The sequence below is a fragment of the Paraburkholderia phytofirmans PsJN genome (genome assembly GCF_000020125.1).
GTDB lineage: Bacteria > Pseudomonadota > Gammaproteobacteria > Burkholderiales > Burkholderiaceae > Paraburkholderia > Paraburkholderia phytofirmans.
In genome coordinates this window covers 2,258,031-2,276,280 of the sequence record NC_010681.1, presented here as the reverse complement: position 1 = coordinate 2,276,280, position 18,250 = coordinate 2,258,031, and the positions used below count along the sequence as shown (strand labels likewise).

Annotated in this window: 16 protein-coding genes; 6 read left to right on the top strand and 10 right to left on the bottom strand. The window is 63.4% G+C overall.

Going from position 1 to position 18,250, the window contains the following annotated elements; genetic code table 11:
• Positions 1-90: 90 nt before the first annotated feature.
• Positions 91-2,595, bottom strand: a complete 2,505-nt coding sequence (locus BPHYT_RS09990; protein WP_012433019.1) for a penicillin-binding protein 1A — start codon at positions 2,593-2,595, stop codon at positions 91-93.
• Positions 2,596-2,777: 182 nt separating this feature from the next.
• Here BPHYT_RS09990 and fabV point away from each other — a divergent pair, with 182 nt between their 5' ends.
• Positions 2,778-3,974, top strand: coding sequence for an enoyl-ACP reductase FabV (gene fabV / locus BPHYT_RS09985; RefSeq protein WP_012433018.1), 1,197 nt, complete (start codon positions 2,778-2,780; stop codon positions 3,972-3,974).
• A 44-nt stretch (positions 3,975-4,018) separates the two neighbouring features.
• Here fabV and BPHYT_RS09980 read toward each other — a convergent pair whose 3' ends face one another.
• The 4 genes from BPHYT_RS09980 to BPHYT_RS09965 all read right to left on the bottom strand — a co-directional run bounded on the left by BPHYT_RS09980 (position 4,019) and on the right by BPHYT_RS09965 (position 6,915).
• Positions 4,019-4,660: a TetR/AcrR family transcriptional regulator gene (locus BPHYT_RS09980; protein WP_012433017.1), complete on the bottom strand. Its 642-nt coding sequence runs from the start codon at positions 4,658-4,660 to the stop codon at positions 4,019-4,021.
• Positions 4,661-4,785: 125 nt separating this feature from the next.
• On the bottom strand, positions 4,786-5,130 hold the full coding sequence (locus tag BPHYT_RS09975) for a hypothetical protein (RefSeq protein WP_012433016.1): 345 nt from the start codon (positions 5,128-5,130) through the stop codon (positions 4,786-4,788).
• A gap of 139 nt (positions 5,131-5,269) precedes the next feature.
• Positions 5,270-5,893, bottom strand: a complete 624-nt coding sequence (locus BPHYT_RS09970) for a glutathione S-transferase family protein (RefSeq protein WP_012433015.1) — start codon at positions 5,891-5,893, stop codon at positions 5,270-5,272.
• Positions 5,894-5,967: 74 nt separating this feature from the next.
• Positions 5,968-6,915 (bottom strand): AraC family transcriptional regulator, encoded by a 948-nt coding sequence (locus BPHYT_RS09965; protein WP_012433014.1) that lies wholly within the window; start codon positions 6,913-6,915, stop codon positions 5,968-5,970.
• A 218-nt stretch (positions 6,916-7,133) separates the two neighbouring features.
• On the opposite strand from BPHYT_RS09965, the gene BPHYT_RS09960 reads away from it, so the two are divergent.
• The 4 genes from BPHYT_RS09960 to BPHYT_RS09945 all read left to right on the top strand — a co-directional run bounded on the left by BPHYT_RS09960 (position 7,134) and on the right by BPHYT_RS09945 (position 11,660).
• On the top strand, positions 7,134-7,964 hold the full coding sequence (locus BPHYT_RS09960) for an oxidoreductase (protein WP_012433013.1): 831 nt from the start codon (positions 7,134-7,136) through the stop codon (positions 7,962-7,964).
• Positions 7,965-8,175: 211 nt separating this feature from the next.
• Entirely contained in the window at positions 8,176-9,513 is a 1,338-nt protein-coding gene (locus BPHYT_RS09955; RefSeq protein WP_041758920.1) for a glutamine synthetase family protein, read from the top strand.
• A 75-nt stretch (positions 9,514-9,588) separates the two neighbouring features.
• Positions 9,589-10,953 (top strand): aspartate aminotransferase family protein, encoded by a 1,365-nt coding sequence (locus BPHYT_RS09950; protein ID WP_012433011.1) that lies wholly within the window; start codon positions 9,589-9,591, stop codon positions 10,951-10,953.
• A 59-nt stretch (positions 10,954-11,012) separates the two neighbouring features.
• Positions 11,013-11,660 (top strand): GntR family transcriptional regulator, encoded by a 648-nt coding sequence (locus BPHYT_RS09945; RefSeq protein ID WP_012433010.1) that lies wholly within the window; start codon positions 11,013-11,015, stop codon positions 11,658-11,660.
• 114 nt (positions 11,661-11,774) lie between these two features.
• On the opposite strand, the gene BPHYT_RS09940 is transcribed toward BPHYT_RS09945, so the two are convergent.
• Both BPHYT_RS09940 and tam read right to left on the bottom strand, forming a co-directional pair.
• Positions 11,775-12,140 (bottom strand): hypothetical protein, encoded by a 366-nt coding sequence (locus tag BPHYT_RS09940; RefSeq protein ID WP_012433009.1) that lies wholly within the window; start codon positions 12,138-12,140, stop codon positions 11,775-11,777.
• 186 nt (positions 12,141-12,326) lie between these two features.
• Complete coding sequence (gene tam / locus BPHYT_RS09935) at positions 12,327-13,103, bottom strand: trans-aconitate 2-methyltransferase (RefSeq protein ID WP_012433008.1); 777 nt, start codon at positions 13,101-13,103, stop codon at positions 12,327-12,329.
• 145 nt (positions 13,104-13,248) lie between these two features.
• Here tam and BPHYT_RS09930 point away from each other — a divergent pair, with 145 nt between their 5' ends.
• Complete coding sequence (locus tag BPHYT_RS09930; RefSeq protein ID WP_012433007.1) at positions 13,249-14,145, top strand: LysR family transcriptional regulator; 897 nt, start codon at positions 13,249-13,251, stop codon at positions 14,143-14,145.
• 2 nt (positions 14,146-14,147) lie between these two features.
• On the opposite strand, the gene BPHYT_RS09925 is transcribed toward BPHYT_RS09930, so the two are convergent.
• The 3 genes from BPHYT_RS09925 to BPHYT_RS09915 all read right to left on the bottom strand — a co-directional run bounded on the left by BPHYT_RS09925 (position 14,148) and on the right by BPHYT_RS09915 (position 18,158).
• Positions 14,148-15,362, bottom strand: coding sequence for a porin (locus tag BPHYT_RS09925; RefSeq protein WP_012433006.1), 1,215 nt, complete (start codon positions 15,360-15,362; stop codon positions 14,148-14,150).
• A 77-nt stretch (positions 15,363-15,439) separates the two neighbouring features.
• The gene (locus BPHYT_RS09920) at positions 15,440-16,891 is read right to left on the bottom strand and encodes an APC family permease (protein WP_012433005.1); all 1,452 of its coding nucleotides are present in this window, start codon (positions 16,889-16,891) and stop codon (positions 15,440-15,442) included.
• A 262-nt stretch (positions 16,892-17,153) separates the two neighbouring features.
• Positions 17,154-18,158 (bottom strand): AraC family transcriptional regulator, encoded by a 1,005-nt coding sequence (locus tag BPHYT_RS09915; protein WP_012433004.1) that lies wholly within the window; start codon positions 18,156-18,158, stop codon positions 17,154-17,156.
• Positions 18,159-18,250: the final 92 nt, after the last annotated feature.

Sequence of the window (18,250 nt, the reverse complement as noted above, 5' to 3'; positions counted from 1 at the left end):
AGGCGCATTCGTGGAATGAGCCGCTCGAGTCCAGCCTCACCGGCGAAAAGCGCTGCCTCGGCTCAATCACGCAGCGCTGCGCAACACCGCTCAAGGCGACCCGCGCCCGCCCGCCGACGTCTCCGGCAATGCGTTGGCCGGACTGCCGGCGTCCGGCGGCACCACGTCGTCCGGCGTGGGCGTCGGCGCCAGCGCCGGTTCGCCGCCGCCGCGCGCTTCACCATCGACCGCCCCGCTCGCCGCCAGCGGCGCCGAACCCGGCGCCGGCAAAATCGGCGGCTGCGGCAATGCGCGCGGCTCGGCCACCGCGGCGGAAGCCGACTGCGCAACGGCCGGTCGTTCCGGCACCGCAGCCGGCGGCCGACGCGTCGTCCCGCGCTGCACCACCGCCGCCTCCGGCTTAGCCGGCGACCCCGCGAACAGATTCAGGAACCAGTCGCGCAATCTGCCTGAGCGCTCGGCGAACCAGCCCGGCTCCTGGTCGGTGGCGAATTTGACGCGGCTGTCGACCAGCCTCGAACGCTGCGCGCGCTGGAAGAAATCGCCGACGATCGGCAGCGCGCTGTGCGCCCCCTGCCCCCAATAGTCGCTGCGCAAGGTCACGCGGCTGTCGTTGAAGCCGACCCACGCGCCCGCCACGAGCTGCGGATGAATCAGGATGAACCAGCCGTCCGCGTTGCCCTGCGTCGTGCCCGTCTTGCCCGCGACGTCTCCGCGCACGCCGAAGCGGCTGCGAATGCTCGACCCCGTGCCACGGTTCACCACGTCGCGCATGACGTCGATCAGCACGCGGTCGGTGTCGGCGGGCAGTTCCTGTTTCGGCGACACCGGCGCGAATTCGGCCAGCACCTCGCCTTTGCGGTTCTCGATACGCGTCACCATCACCGGCTCGACGTAGCCGCCGAGGTTGGCGATCGTGCCGTAAGCCGAAACCATTTCCTTCAGCGTGACGGGGCTCGTGCCGAGCGCGAGCGACGGCACCGGATCCAGCTCGCTGTCGCGCACGCCCATTGCGCGAGCGAGGCGCGCGACCTTGTTCGGCCCGACCGTCTCCATCAGTTGCGCGGTGATGCGGTTGCGTGAGTACGCAAGGCCGTCGCGCAGGCTGATCTTGCGCTCGCTCGGCTCGTCCTCGTCGCTTGGACGCCAGACTTCGCCGCCTGCCAGCGGAATTTCCACCGGCTTGTCGACGAACGTATCGGCGGGCTTGGCGCCCGACTCGAAGGCCGCCGCGTACACGAACGGCTTGAAGGTCGAGCCCGGCTGGCGCCGCGCCTGCTGGACATGGTCGAACGGGTCCTGGCTGAAGTCGCGGCTGCCCACCCACGCGCGGATCTGGCCGTTGCGCGGGTCCATCGCGAGAAAATCGGCCTGCACGCGCGTCTTGGACTCGCATACCGACTTCACGAGATCGCGGTCGGCCGAGACGCGCTTGAGCGCGTCGTCATCGGAGAGGCCCGCGTCTTTGGCTGCGCGGTAGTCAGGCGTTTCGCGCAGGAAGGTCTGCAGCAGATCGCGGCCGTTCGAGCAGCCCGCGCGGGTGCCCCACGCCGCGTTGGCAATGTTCTGCAACTGGTTGCCCTGCAAGGTCACGGCCTGGGTCGCCATGGTCTGCAGACGCGAATCGATGGTGGTGCGCACCACCAGCCCATCGGCATACATGTTGTAGTCGTTCCGGTCCGCCCACGACGCCAGCCACTTGCGCAGTTGCTGCGCGAAATGCGGCGCCGGTCCGGGCGGTTCGGTCTGGCGCTCGAAATCGATGCGCAGCGGCCGGCGGCTCAATGTCGCGTAGGCGGCCGGCGTCAGTTTTCCATACTTGACCAGCTGGCCGAGCACCGTATTGCGCCGCTGCAGCGCCCGTTCGGGATTCAGCACCGGGTTGTAGTAGCTGTTGCCCTTGAGCATGCCGGTCAGCGTCGCGCTTTCCAGCACATTCAGGTCGGACGCCGATTTGTCGAAATAGGTGCGTGCCGCCATCTCGATGCCATAGGCGTTGTAGAGGAACGGCACCGTGTTCAGATACGTCTCGAGAATCTCGTCCTTGCTGTAGAGCGCCTCGATCTTGAAGGCTGTGATCGCTTCCTTCAGCTTGCGCGTGAGCGTCGGCGCGCGACCGATTTCGTCAGGATAGAGATTGCGGGCGAGTTGTTGCGTGATGGTCGAGCCGCCCTGCCGGTCGCCGGAAAACGTATGCAGCGCGGCGGAGGCCGTGCGCCGCCAGTCGAGGCCCCAATGCTGGTAGAAGCGGTGATCTTCGGTGGCGATCAGCGCATTCACCACGTTCGGCGAGATGTCCTTGAGCTTGACCCACTCGCGGTTGGACGGCTTGAATTCGGCCAGCAGCTTGCCGTCCGCCGACAGGATCTGCGCCGGCTGCTCGATCTTGGCCTTGCGGATATCGCCGATGCCCGGTGTGAACGGAATCAGGATCAGCACGTACAGCACCAGCAGCAGCGGAAGCGCCGCGCAAGCCTTCAGCACGCCACGGCGCGTAGGATGGCGCAGGTGCCACAGCGCCTGGGCGATGAGCGGGTTGGCGAGGGTCAGCCCTTTATCGAGGGCCGCCAGAAATGAGGGGATGAGGCGCTTCACACTAGCCAATCGTCGGACGGGAAAGGCGCAATCCTACCAAGTTGCACAGCGGCGGCCGATTTTTTGCCCGCGGCGCGTGGCCGGAGTGCCGCCAGAAACCAAACCGCCGCGGCGCGCCCGCAACCATCGCGGCCCAGTACGCGGCCCACTATAATGTCGCCAATTCCGACAAGAGGTGCTTCATGATCATCAAACCGCGCGTGCGTGGCTTCATCTGCGTTTCCACCCATCCGACCGGCTGCGAAGCCAACGTCCGCGAACAGATCGACTACGTCAAGGCGCGCGGCCCCATCGCCAACGGCCCGAAGAAGGTGCTCGTGATCGGCGCATCCACGGGCTACGGCCTCGCCGCCCGCATCAGCGCGGCGTTCGGCTCGGACGCCGCCACGCTTGGCGTGTTCTTCGAGCGCGCCGGCAGCGAAACCAAGGCCGGCACGGCCGGCTGGTACAACACCGCCGCCTTCGAGAAATTCGCCACGGAAAAAGGCCTGTACGCGACCAGCATCAACGGCGACGCATTCTCCGACGAAGTCAAAGCGCGCACCATCGAAGTCATCAAGCGCGATCTGGGTCAGGTCGACCTGGTCGTCTACAGCCTCGCCGCGCCCAAGCGCACGCATCCGAAGAGCGGCGAAGTGTTCAGCTCGACCTTGAAGCCGGTCGGCAAGGCGGTGAATCTGCGCGGCATCGACACGGACAAGGAAGTGATCAAGGAAACCGTGCTCGAACCCGCCACCCAGAAAGAAATCGACGACACCGTCGCGGTGATGGGCGGCGAAGACTGGCAGATGTGGATCGACGCGCTGCTCGAAGCCGGCGTGCTTGCCGATGGCGCGAAGACCACGGCGTTCACCTATCTCGGCGAGAAGATCACGCACGACATTTACTGGAACGGCTCGATCGGCGCGGCCAAGAAGGACCTCGACCAGAAAGTGCTGGGCATTCGCGAGAAGCTGGCGGCCAAGGGCGGCGACGCGCGCGTCTCCGTGCTGAAGGCGGTCGTCACGCAAGCGAGTTCCGCGATCCCGATGATGCCGCTGTATCTGTCGCTGCTCTTCAAGGTCATGAAGGAGAAAGGCACGCACGAAGGCTGCATCGAACAGGTTTACGGCCTGTACAAGGACAGCCTGTACGGCGCGGCGCCGCACATCGACGAAGAAGGCCGTCTGCGCGCGGACTACAAGGAGCTCGACCCCGAAGTGCAGAACCGCGTACAGGAACTGTGGACGCAGGTGACCAACGACAATATCTACGAACTCACCGATTTCAGCGGCTACAAGACGGATTTCCTGCGTCTGTTCGGCTTCGAGATCGCGGGTGTGGATTACGAAGCGGACGTCAATCCGGACGTGCAGATTCCGAAGCTCGTGCAGGTTTGATCAAGCGCGGGGCCTTGGGTGGCCCCGCTTCGGGCTTGCGCCCGTTATAACGTGTTGCTGCCGTCCGGTTTTCTCGACTGCGCCACGTAGCCGTCCACCGCGCGCATCACGCGCACTTCCAGCGCGGCGGCGTCACGCTCGTCGCGCTCACCCGCCTGATCGACCATGCCGCGCACGATCGCCAGCAGATCGCGCGCGACGCGATCCACATCGTCCAGTTCGGGCACCTGCGTCTTTTCCGTCAACGCGCTGACCAGCGCCGCATGAATCGTGTCGGCGATGCGCTGATTGCGCTCGTCCACCGGCAAGCGGCGCTCCTCCATATCGATGATGCGCGCCAGCACCGGCCTGCGCATCTGATGCGCGACGGACGCGCGCACCATTGCTTGCACGCAGTCGCGCGAGTTCTCCAGCAGGGACGCCGCCTCGACGTCCGCCACCAGTTGCGCGGTTTCGCGTTCGATCAATGCCACGGTCAACGCATCGCGATTCGGAAAGTATTGGTAGAGCGAGCCGATGCTGACCCCAGCCCGTTCCGCAACCGCGTTGGTCGTGTAGCCCTCGAGTCCGCGCGTCTCCAGAATGCGAGCCGCCGCTTCGAGCACGGTCTCGACGGTTTGCGCCGAACGCTGCTGAAGCGGCGTTTTACGAGGCTTCAGACGCTGCGTGGAAGCGGATTTGGCCATGTCGGGAAGGCGAGTTTTAAATCTGAGTGTTCGCTCGTACTGGCTATGCGAAGAACGACGAGCGCGGCGTGCTGACGGCGGCTTGAACCGCGCCGACCGCGCCACTTACGCGGTCGCGCTGGACCTCAGCAGGGAAACGCCGCCTGAAGCGAACGGAGAATCGCGAGGCCGATCGGAAAATCGTCCGACAGGCCCGGATGGTTGGTGAAGAACGTGTCGAGCAACGGATAGACGTTCTGGTTGCCGATGGCCAGATTTGGCGGCGGACAGAAGAGTGCCGGCTTTTTCTTCGACACCAGTTCGCCATTCGCCCAGCCGAACGCGTTGATCGTGCCGGTGATGTACGCGGCGTAGATCGAGTTGTTATCGGCATGCGCCCATTGTTTGTACTGCGCGGCCGTCATCTCGGCGCTCGCATTCAGAGTGAAACACGCGGCCAGCAACGCCAGCGCAACTTTCGATACACGCATCGTGGAACCTTCAATCGGTGTCGCAAAAGTGGCCATTGTAGGCGAGTCGAGGCGCGCCGCGCAGCAGTGTGTGCGTGGCCTGGAATCCGTAAGCATCGTGTGCGGATTGTTGTAAGCCGCGTGGATGTTTGCGCAAGCGTTACGGCGTACCGTTGCGGCAATACAACCGGTAGCCTTCGCGCGTGGCGAGGCGCGCCATATACGCGTCAACCGCCGGCAAATCGCCGTGTTGCAGCGGTGTTTCCAGCCAGCGGTTGATGGACAGCGCGAGCGGAATGTCCGCAAGCGAAAAGGCGTCTCCGGCGATGAACGCCCCGGTCTTTTGCAACTGGTCTTCAATCATGGCCATATGCCTTGCCCAGTTCGCGCACGACTGCTCGATTTGCCAAGGATCCTGGTGTGCCGGAGATTGCCTGACCAGCGCCAGAAAGGCGTAACTCCAGGAACGGTTCAGCTCGCTCGCCTGCCAGTCGATCCATTGATCGCAGCGGGCACGCTCGCAAGGATCGACCGGATACAACCACTCGCCGTGATAGCGGCCGGCCAGATAGCGGATGATCGAGTTCGACTCCCACAGCACGAACTCGCCGTCCCTGATGACCGGGACCATGGCATTGGGGTTCAGCGCGAGAAATTCCGGCACGTTGGTCGCGCGAAATCCGGAGCCCCAGTCTTCCTGTTCGAATGGAAGCGCGAGTTCGGCACAGGTCCAGAGGACTTTGCGCACGTTGATGGACGAGGTCTTGCCGAGTATTTTTAGCATGGGTTCAAAGCCTATCGACGGCTCGATGGAACGGACAGGCACAGTTTGCACTGTGCGCACCAGGCCAGCCCCGCTCAGTGCGACGCGACGAAGATCGACCCCGGCGCGGGCGGCGGCACAGCGAAGGATCTGCGCATCCGTTCGGCCTCCTCGACCGGACTGCGGCCGAACAGGCGCTTGAATTCGCGGCTGAATTGCGAGGCGCTTTCATAGCCCACCTGCACGCACGCGTGCGCCGCGGTCACCTCGTTTCTCACCATCAGCAAGCGCGCCTGATGAAGCCGCGTCGACTTCAGATATTGCATCGGCGACGTACGCGTCACCGCCTTGAAGTGCGAATGGAAGCTGGGCACGCTCATGTTCGCCTCCAGCGCGAGCTGCCCGATGTCGAGCGGTTCGCGATAACACGCGTGAATCTTGCGGATCACTTTGGCGATCCGGGCGAACTGACCCTGCGCGGTCAGCGCGGCGCGCATCGATCCGCCCTGCTCGCCGGTCAGCACGTGGAAGTAGATTTCGCGCACCAGCGCTGGGCCTAGCAGCTCCGCTTCCAACGGCACGCTCATCGCTTCCAGAAAGCGCAACACGGTGGCGCTTAGCTTCGGGTCGAGCGGCGTCGACATCATGCCGCGCGGTTCGGCCGGCACGCCCGCGTCCCGCTCGTCGAGTTGCAGCATCAGATCGGCGGCCAGTTTGAAGTCGAGGCGGAAATAGATGGCGAGCAAGGGCTCGGCCTCGCTTGCTTCGGTTTCCATCGAGAACGGCACCGGCACCGAGACCGCCAGATAATGCTGCGCGTCGTACACATAAACCGTCTCGCCGAGAAAGCCCCGCTTGCGTCCCTGGCAGACGATCACCACGCCGGGGTCGTACAGCACCGGCGTGCGGCTGAGCGGCCGGTTCGAACGCAGAAAGCGCACGTCGGGCAGCACGGTGAGGTTGTAGCCTTCAAGCGGCGCGAGATTTTCAAGCAAGGCCACCATGCGTTGCCGCGCGCCAGGATCCTGATGCTTGTGCTTCATTCCGGTCACTGTCTCAATGGCTAGGCAGATTGCACTGTGCCACCGCCGTGCCGGAAAATCCATCCGCTCATAGGATTAGGCAATCAATGCAGACGTCCCGACATTTGCGTCCGGCCCTGCCGCGCCTACCATTCAGTCCTGAACTGTTGCCGTCGATGCCACGCGTTTTCGCCCGAAAGCGCCATGTGATGACGGACTCAATCAAGGAGTGGATCACCATGAGCAAAACGTTTCTGATCACCGGCGTGAGTTCCGGCTTTGGCCGCGCGTTCGCACAGGCGGCGCTCGACGCGGGCCATACCGTCGTCGGCACGGTGCGCAATGAGGCGGCGCGCGATGCGTTCACGGCATTGGCCGCCGAACGGGCGCACGCGGTCGTGCTCGACGTCACGGATTTCGAGGCGATCGCGCCCGCCGTCGCCGCGATCACCCAAACGGTCGGCCCGATCGACGTGCTGGTGAACAACGCCGGCTACGGTCACGAAGGCACGCTGGAGGAATCGCCGCTCGACGATCTGCGCCGTCAATTCGACGTCAACGTGTTCGGCGCGGTCGCGATGATCAAGGCCGTGCTGCCCGCCATGCGCGAGCGGCGCTCGGGCCACATCGTCAACATTACGTCGATGGGCGGCTTCATCACGATGCCCGGCATTGCCTACTACTGCGGCAGCAAGTTCGCGCTCGAAGGCATCACCGACGCGCTCGCCAAAGAAGTAGCAGGCTTCGGCATCAAGGTCACGGCCGTCGCCCCCGGCTCGTTCCGCACGGATTGGGCCGGCCGCTCGATGGTCCGCGCCGGCCGCAGCATCGCCGACTATGACGCCCTGTTCGACCCGATCCGCGAGGCACGCGAGGCGAAGAGCGGCAAGCAGGCGGGCGATCCGCGCAAAGCCGCGCAGGCGCTGCTGGAAATCGTCGCGTCAACGAATCCGCCGGTGCATCTGCTGCTCGGCAACGATGCGCTCGACCTGGTAAAAACGAAGCTGACGGCGCTCAACCAGGAGATCGAACAGTGGGAAACGCTGTCACGCTCGACTGACTTCGCCTGAAACGAAAGAGACTCAGTCGGGCTTGCAAAATTGCGAGGCGAGCGCGCGTTTTTTCCGGTTTTACAAAACGCGAAAGCCGTGTCATGATTTGATCAAATCCCACGATACAAAAAAATCCAGCTTTCCCGAACAGGCGGCTCAGCGCGCTCCGTTGTCGAGAGCGCCTCGCGCCGCTGTCACCAACCGACTGGAGTCAACCTTGCAAAGCAATCTGCGCGGCGATTTGCGCGAATTCCTGGAGCATCACCGGATCCATGAGGTGGAGTGCGTGATACCGGACATGACCGGCGTCGCGCGCGGCAAGATCGTGCCGAAGAACCTGTTTCTCTCGGAAGGCAAGATGCATATGTCGAATGCGCTGCTGATGATCACCGTCAACGGCGAATTCGCGAATTTCGAGCGCTTTGTCGGGCCGAGCGATCCGGACATGGTCTGCATTCCCGATCCCAACACCGTGCGGCTGGTGCCGTGGGCGATCGAACAGGTTGCCGTGGTGATTCACGATTGCGTCGGGCTGGACGGCAAGCCGATCGGCATCTCGCCGCGCGCGGTGTTGCGCCGCGTGCTGCGGCTTTACGAAGCGCGCGGCTGGCGGCCGGTGGTGGCGCCTGAGATGGAGTTCTATCTGATCGCGCAGAACAAGAATCCGCATGAACCGCTGCGCCCACCGCTCGGCCGCGCGGGGCGCCACGAAGCCGGCCGCCAGTCGTTTTCGATCGACGCGGTCAACGAATTCGATCCGTTCTTCCAGGACCTGTCGCGCTTCTGCGAAATGACCCAGCTCGGCGTCGAAACGCTCGTGCACGAAGTCGGCGCCGGACAAATGGAGATCAACTTTTCGCACGGCGACGCGCTCGATCTCGCCGACCGCGTGTTTCTGTTCAAGCGCGCGGTACGCGAAACGGCCTTCCGACACGGCATTTTCGCTACCTTCATGGCCAAGCCAATGGAGCACGAACCGGGCAGCGCGATGCATATTCATCAAAGCATCGTCGATCGGGAAAGCGGGCAGAACATTTTTTCGCTGCCGGACGGTTCGGCTAGCCCGCTGTTCTTCAACTATATCGGCGGCTTGCAGAAGTACATGCCGCAAGCCATGCCCATGTTCGCGCCGTACGTGAACTCGTATCGGCGCCTGTCGCGCTTCACGGCCGCACCGATCAACGTGCGCTGGGGTTACGACAACCGCACCTGCGGAATCCGCGTGCCGAACTCAGAGCCGGACGGACGGCGGCTCGAAAACCGCGTGCCCGGCGTCGACGTGAACCCGTATCTCGCCATGGCGGCCACCCTCGCCTGCGGCTATCTCGGCATGGTGGAACAGCAGGAAGCGTCGGCGCCGATGATCGAAAGCGCCTACGACCTCGAATACGAATTGCCGCGCGGTCTCGAAGACGCGCTCAAGGCGCTGTCGAAATGCACCGAACTGGCCGAGGTGCTCGGCGACAGCTTCGTGCAGGCGTATTGCGCGGTGAAGGAAAAGGAATTCGAGACCTTCTCGCAAGGCATTACTGCGTGGGAACGCGAGCATCTGCAATTGCTCGTGTGAGCGCGGACCACGGAACGCGAAGCGCGGAACGCGACGCACGGAACACCGCCGATAACCCGATTGGAGAGCGAGCAATTGCCATCGAATACCCGTCACGGCATCAATTGGGCGCGCGCACAGGCGCTTGTCGAGCGTGAACGCCACGCGTTCGTCAAGGCTATGCCGAAGTCGCGCGCGCTGTCCGAACGCGCGGCGCGCCACCTGCTGTTCGGCGTGCCGCTGCATTGGATGAACGACTGGTCGACGCCCTTCTCCCTGTATGTCGACGAAGCGCGCGGCGCCGCGTTCACCGACGTGGACGGCCACCGCTACGCCGACTTCTGCCTCGGCGACACCGGCGCGATGTTCGGCCATTCGCCGGCGCCGGTCGCAAGGGCGCTCGCCGCGCAGGCGCAACGCGGCCTCACGACCATGCTACCGGGCGAAGACGCCGCGTGGGTCGGCGAAGAACTCGCGCGCCGTTTCGGGCTGCCGTACTGGCAGTTCGCGATGACCGCGAGCGACGCCAACCGCTTCGCGCTGCGCTGGGCGCGCGCGGCCACCGGGCGCAAGCAGATCATGATTTTCAACGGCTGCTATCACGGCACCGTGGACGACGTCTTCGTCGATCTGGTCGATGGCCGGCCGCAACAGCGCGACAGTCTGATCGGCCAGGTGCACGACCTGCTCGGCAGTACGCGCGTGATCGAATTCAACGACCTCGCCGCGCTGGAACACGCGCTGAAAGACGGCAACGTGGCCTGCGTGCTCGCCGAACCCGCGATGACCAACATCGGCATGGTATTGCCCGAACCGGACTACTGGCGCGAGGCGCAAGCGCTGATGCGCCGCTACGGCACGCTGCTCGCCATCGACGAAACGCACACGATCAGTTGCGGCCCCGGCGGCTATACGAAGGCGCACGGGCTCGAACCCGATCTGTTCGTTCTCGGCAAACCAGTCGGCGGCGGCTTTCCGTGCGCCGTGTACGGCTTCAGCGCTGAACTCGCCGCGCGTGCGCAACAGGCGAAGCGCAGTGCGCCGCCAGGACATTCCGGCATCGGCACGACGCTCACCGCGAACATGCTCGCCATAAGCGCGATCCGCGCCACGCTAGCCGAGGTGATGACCGACGCGGCCTACGCGCATATGTTCGCGCTGGCTGCGCGTATCGAGAACGGACTGCGCGACGCGATTGCACGGCACGGCCTGGCGTGGTGCGTGACGCGTGTCGGCGCGCGCAACGAATTCCAGTTCATGCCGACGCCGCCGCGCAACGGCAGCGAGGCCGGACGCCGGCTCGATCCGGAGCTGGAACTCGTCTTGCACCTGTACTTGCTGAATCGCGGCGTGCTGATCACGCCGTTTCACAACATGATCCTGGTGTGCCCGGACACGTCGGTGGAAGACGTCGACAAACTGGTCGCCGCGTTCGACGCCTGTCTTGGCGAACTGATCTGAGCGGTGCCGACGCACCGGCTTTTTTACCCCTTTTTCCACGGGGTTTTGCATCGAGCTTTATGAAAACTTCACGCCATCACACGCTGCAGGACCAGACCTACGACACGCTGCGGCAGTGGCTCACCATCGGGCGCTTCGTGCCCGGCGAGCGCATCAAGATCCGCCACGTCGCCGCCGAACTCGGCGTGGGCGAAATGCCGGTGCGCTCCGCGTTGCAGCGCCTAGCGGCCGAATCGGCGCTCGTCAACGTGCCCAATTGCGGCGTGACGGTGCCGCATCTATCGAAGGCACAGTTCGACGATGTGCTGCGCGTGCGTCTGATCCTCGAAGGCCAGGCGGCTGAACTGGGCGTGCCGCATCTCACGGCGCATGATCTCGATACGCTGGAAACATTGAACGCGCAAATGGCGCAGGCGTTGCGCACCGCCGACGCCAAAAGCTATCTCGACGCCAACGAGGCATTCCACCTGATTCTGTACCGGGCGGCCGGGTCACCGCTGCTGCTGGAGCTGATCGAAACCGTGTGGCTGCAGGTTGGCCCGATTTCAAATCTGCTGTTTGGCGAGGCGCTATTCGCCGATACGCTCAACGAAGCGCACGACGATCTGCTGACTGCCGCGAAAGCGCGCGACGCGGCCGGCGTGCGGAGCGCGATCGAGCGCGATCTGAATCATGCGGCGAAGTGTTTGCGCGAGCAGTGCCTGTGAGCGCGCGACGGGCAATCCGACGCGAATTCGCGGGCCTGGCGGCAACGAGATTGCAAGCGCTTTAGTACGAGGCAATCACTTGATGGCGTGTGTGCGCAAGCGAACGCTAGAACGCTAATCCGCCAACCTCTTATCCGCCAAAGCGGTCTGACAATCGGCAAGGACCTGCCGAACGAGCCGGGCCTGAGGATCGAGTTCATCGGTATCGAGAATCTCCTCGACCGCATCTCTCGCCCAGTCCGCCTCGACAAACTGCGCGTGGCGCCGTGCGATCTCCACCGCGGTAGCGCTCAGCTTGGCGACCGTCAGCCAGTCGGCCTCCCGCGCCCGGCGGTCGAGCCACTTGTGCGCGGCCTGCACGTGGAACGCCGCGTCTGGCCAGTCCTCATTCAGGTAATAAGCGCCAAGACTCCCGCACGTGAGCCAGCACAACAGCTCCAGACGGTCCCGTGGACTCAGATGATGGCGTACATCACTCATGGCGACGCTCGCTGCGGTGGATTGCGTTCCGGTGAGGACGGCGTGTCGCCGGCCCCCGCTTCGATAGAACAATATCACGCAGAATTCAAGCGCGGCAATTCCTGAGTACCCTGGCGCGGCGGCCGCCAAAGCGGCACGGCAACCCGCTCGCGGGCCGCACCGCGCCTCGCTCGCGAGCCGGCGCCGCTAGCGGGTAGCGACGATAAACAGGCGCGGAAACGGCAGCAGCACCGTGCCGTCGGCGAGCGCCGGATAAGCCGCGGCGATCGCCTCGCGGTACCGCCCGAGGAAAGCGGCTTGCTCCGCGTCGTCGAGTTCGGCGAGGAACGGCCGCAGCGCGCTGCCCTTGAACCATTCGACCACCGCGTCCGCGCCACCCGCGAGCGGGTGATGGTAGACGGTGCGCCACACGTCGACCCGCGCGCACAGCGGTTCGAGCAAGGCGTAATACCACTGTGCGCCGTAGCGCATGGTGCGCTCGACGCCTTTGAGTTTGTGCGCCCACGGGCCGTCGGCGGCAATCTCGCGCAGCAGACGGTGCGCGGGTTCGTCGAGGTTATCCGGCATCTGCACCGCGAGGCTGCCGCCCGGCGTGAGTTTGCCGACGAGCGACGGAAACAGCCGCTCGTGGTCGGGCACCCACTGCAACACCGCGTTGGCGAGAATCAGGTCGTAGGGTCCGGGTGCGTCCCACGTGGCGATGTCGCTCACGTCGAAGCGGAATTGCGGCAGACGCTGGCGGGCCGCCGCGATCATGTCGGGCGAACTGTCCATGCCGCTGACCGCAGCGCCCGGCACGTGCGCCGCGAGTGTTTCGGTCGAGTTGCCGGGTCCGCAGCCGATGTCCACCGCTGTCTTCACGTCCGTCGGCGGCACGGCCGCCAGCAGATCCCTGACCGGACGCGTGCGCTCGCTTTCGAACAACACGTACTGCTTCGCGTGCCAATCCTTGTTCGACGTCATCTGGGACTCCTTGTGTTCGAGGTGGCCGGATCGCTGACGGCCGATCTGAACTGCGCGGCATCTCAACCGATCCAATCCGTCCATTCTCGGCTGCTCGACGGGCGGAGTAAAATGAATTTATCACTCCGATTCCTCAATTTTACTGATGAAAATCGACACGCTCGGCGTTCAGGCGTTCGTCGCCATCGCGGATCGCGGCAGCTTCCAGAGCGCCGCCGATTCGCTGCACGTCACGCAAACGGCCATCACGCAGCGTCTGCGCAAGCTCGAAACCTACCTCGGCGTAACGCTGATCGAACGGACCACGCGCTCCATGACGCTCACCGAAATCGGGCAAGGGTTTCTACCGCAAGCGCGCCGCTTGCTCGGCGAACTTGCCGATGCGCTGGTCGAAATCCGCGAGACGGGCGTGGCGCGCCGCGGCGATGTATCCATCGCCTGCGTGCCGACGGTCGGCGTGCAGTATCTGCCGCGTATCCTGCAGGCGTATTCGGCGCGTTATCCGCATAACCGCATCAGGATTCTCGATCACGCTTCGTCCGCGGTGGAAGCGGCCGTGCTGCGCCGGGAAGTCGAATTCGGCATCAATATCGCCGGCGAGCATCATCCCGATCTGGCGAGCGTGCCGCTCACGGAAGACCGCTATGTTCTGATTTGCCACGAGGATCATCCATTGGCAAAGCGGCGCCGCATCGCCTGGCAGCAGTTGCAATCGTATCCGCTGATTTTTGCCGGCGAGGTGAGCGGCAACCGCGCGTTACTGGACGTCGCGCTGGAGCCGAGCCAACTGGCGCTGCGCTCGTTCTACGAAGTGCAGCGCAGTTCGACGGCGGTCGGGCTGGTCGCGCAGGGTGTGGGCGCGGCGGTGGTGCCGGCGCTTGCATTGCAAAAAGGCGCGTATCCGACGGTGCGGATCGTCGAACTCACGCAGCCGGCCGTATCGCGCACGCTCGTGCTCGTGGCGCGCAAGACCGCGCAGTTGTCGCCTGCCGCGCAGGCGCTCTACGATATGATCCTCGAGCAGGCGACGTTCAAAGGGTGAATTCAAAAGTTGTGCCGCAACCCCACAACCACCGAGACCTGCCGATCGGTATCCGAATTCACCACGTTCGGAATCTGCGCGAGGTTCTCACTCGCGCCGGTCACCGCGTCGACCCCTAACCCGGCACCGGACGACTTCTGCCCAATCGCCACGGCATAAACTGCGGTCCGTTTCGACAAGCTATACACCGCTCCGAGATTGATCTGATGCACGCGGGTCGAGCCGCTTCCGCTCGGCTTCACATCGTTGAAGATATAGGCCAGCCCAAGCTGCAAATCGGGCGCAAGCGCATAGGTGGTGTTCAACTCGGCGATATCGAATGAAACATCGGCGCCGCCCGGCCGTGCCGCGCTCGCAAAGTACTGGCTCTGCGACAGCCGCGTGTGCGTATAAGTCACCGCCACGTTCGCCTTGCCGAACGAATACGAACCCCCTGCCCCAAAGATCCGCACCTTGCTCGCATCCTGCAGCAGACAGTACGACGCGTCCGCATTCGCGCAACTGAAGTCGCCGATATAGCTGCTCGTACCACCCAGCGCCGCTTGCAACGGCTGATTCAACTCCAGATACCCCGCGCTCAACGACAATGGCCCCTGCGCGTAATTCGCCGCCAACGCCCAGCCCTTGTTCTGCGAAAAATTGCCCGCTACGCCGCCAAGGCTGAACAATCCTCCAACCGTGAAACCGCCAAAGCTCGGGCTGATGTACTTGATCGAATTGTTGAAGTTGAACGCCTCGTTCAAGTTATCGACGTCTCCGAAATGCGAGCCGTACAGCGTCGCCCAGTTGTTACTCGATGCATACGCACCCATGTAATCCGAGAACGGATCGTATTGACGGCCGAACGTTAGCGCGCCATACGTCGCGTTGTTCACACCGACCCACGCATTGCGATTGAACAGCGTATTCGATTGCAGCATCGCGCCGCTGCCGATCAGAAAGCTGTTCTCCAACGCGAAGTTGACCGTCGTGCCGCCGCCGATATCTTCCGTGCCCATCAAGCCCCAACGCGACGGCACCAGATTGCCGCCTCCGAGTTGATAGTTCGCGTGTCCGTTGGTGCTGCCGTTGGCGAGGGTCGTCTGCTGATTGCTCGTGTAGATGAGGCCGGCGTCGACCGTGCCGTAAAGCGTCACCGAAGATTGCGCGTGCGCGCCCATCGAAAGGCCGAACGCGGCCAGCGCAAGCGCCGAGCGCTTGACGAAAGTGTCTGCCATGATTGTCTTGTCGAGAAGTGAGGTAGCGGGTTGTCGCGCCGGGTTGGCGCGATTCGCGTGGTTCGCGCGGTTCTGTCTTACTGGCCGAAGCGTGCGTAGATATCCGGGCGCTTCTTGCGCAGGATGAGACCGATCAGCACGCCGACCAGCGCCACCGTGAACACGATCCAGGGAAACGATTTGACGATCGGACTATCGGAGCCGCTGAGCGCGTCGAGATTGCGCACCAGAATCACGCCGATATACAACAGGCCGAGGCCACCCACCAGCGGCGCAACGAACGAGTGCCATACGCGCGTGTCCTTGCGCGTCTTGCGGAAGAACGCGATCACCGAAAAACTCGTCACCGCCTGCAACATCACAATGCCGATCGTGCCAAGCGCCGAACTCCAGCTGAACACAATGTTGAACACGTCGCTGCCTGCCGCGATAAAGAGGCCGAGCAACACGCACACGGAAAACGTCTGCAGGTAGCTCGCCACATACGGCGAACGATATTTTTCATGCACACGGTTGAGGACCTGCGGCAAGATGCCTTCGAGACTCAGCGCATGGATATAACGCACCAGCGTGTTATGAAACGACAACAGGCTCGCGAAGATACTGCTGAGCAGCAGGAGGCTCATCACCGTCGTCACTGCATTGCCCAGATATTTGGCGGACTGAATGAACCAGAAATCGCCTGGCTGTTTGGTCGCGACCGTGACCACATCGGCGAGGCCATACGCGCAGACGATGGTCCATGTAACGAAAGCGAAGAACACGAGAATCAGCATCACGGACACGTACGTAGCGCGCGGCACTGTCACCTTCGGATCGCGACATTCCTTGCCGTAGATCGCGGTCGCCTCGAAGCCGATGAACGAGGCAAACGCGAACATCACCGCAATGCCGAGGTGGCCGCTGAACACATGCTGCGGCGTGAACGGTGCGAGCGTGAGCCCGTTCGGTCCGCCGCCATGCACGACGATCGCGATGGCGAGCACCAGCAGAATGCCCAGTTCGAGGCACATCAGCACGCCGAGCAGGCGGCTATTCAGATCGATGCCACGAATGCCGGTGAATTGCACCACGGCGACGCAAATCAGCGAATACCCGTACCAGGGCAACGCGGTATGCAGGAGCGGCGAAAGGATCACCGTGCAGAAGAAACCAAACAGGCCGTACAGCGCGATCTGGATGAACGTGTACGACATCAGCGCGACGAGCGCGCCCGCCATGCCCAACGGCCGCCCAAGTCCGGCGGTAATGTACGCGTAGAAGGCGCCGGCCCGCACCACGTGCCGGCTCATCGACGCAAAGCCCACGCTGAAAATCAGCAGCACTACGCCGGCGATCACGAACGCGCCCGGAATGCCCGCGCCGTTGCCCAGACTGATCGCGGGCGGCACCGCGCCGAGCATGCCCGTCAGCGGCGCGGCCGCCGAAATCACCAGGAACACGATCTGCCATAAGCCCAGCGTATTGCCTTTCAATTCCACGGGGTTCTCCGCGTCGACCACTCCGGTCGGAGAATAGGGTTCACTCATCGCAGCCTCTGTTGTGTTGGCTAGTCTGGGACTCGCCTGAACCCTGCACTGCTGATCCAGACGCTCGCTTGACCGATCTCCAATGCTTCGGTGTGAGCGCATGGTAGGTAGCTAAAAAATAAAGCGACTTCGCGAACCGCGCCAAATTTTCGATAATTTGCGCCAATGCGGGGAAGCCCGAATACGGCCGTTTTGAGCGGATATTTAGGAGCCTGAACTATTCTCGCGCAATACTTTCGCGTTGAAAGAAAAGGCAAGCACGTCACGGGTTATTTTTCTTCCAGCTACGCGTGGCGCGCCACAGGACAGTGGCATCCGCATAGCCAACAGCGCGCGCAATCGCCGCATTGGTGAGTTCTTCCCGTTCGAGCAGGCCTTCGACGCTGCGCTGCCGCTCCTCTCGCACGATCTGCCGCACGGAAGTGCCCTCTTGCGCAAGGTGCCGCTGCAATGAGCGATGCGAGAGACCGAGATCCTTTGCAATGTCGGCGACGATCAGTTTTTCGCGCGCGAGCCGCCGCGTCACCAGATCGCGAACCTGCTCGGTAATGCTGTGCGGCATCGCATCCCGCGCGATCAGATCGGTGGCGTGGCGCTCCATCATGCGCGCCATTTGCGAGTCGGCGCTTTTGAGCGAAGCGTCGAGATCTTGCGGCCGCAGAATCAAGCCGTTGAAAGGCTGCTGAAAGCGCACCGGCACACGAAAGATACGCGCATACGGTTTGAGATCGACCGGCGCGGCATGTTCGAAATGCACTTCGACCGGATTCCACGCTGCGCCGCGCACGAGCCGGACCATGTGACACATGGTCGAGAGACTGTATTCTGCATCTTGCCGGCGCGGCCAGATTTGCGGACTGGCGATCTGGTAGGTCCAGATCGGCCATTCGTCATCGCGCAGCAGTTCGCAGGTCGTGGTGTTTTGCCACGACGCGAGCGCAAGCACGAACTTGCGCATGGCCGCGTTCAACGTGGGTGATGAGAGAAACACCAGACCTGCAGGCCCGAGTTCCGTCAATTGCACTTCACTGCCTAAACGCAGGCCGAGCGCGGATTCGCCGACGACCTCCGCGGCACGTTCGAACGCCGCGACATAACGCGTAAGCGGCAGGATTTCATACGGATTCGACAGGAGCTTGCGGCTCATACCGAACTCCTCCAGCAGCCCGTCGCATTGCGCGCCCGATGCGTCGAGTGCGCGCACAACCGGCCCCATGACCGCGGCGCGGATCATCGGGAAACTGCCGTTGAGCGTGACTTTTTTCATGCTGAGCGTCTCCTCTGCAGTCTGCGCTGATGGTGGCTCGAGTCATTCCTCCTGGCGCACTTTATCGTTCATTTGGCGCGATACGCAAGCGC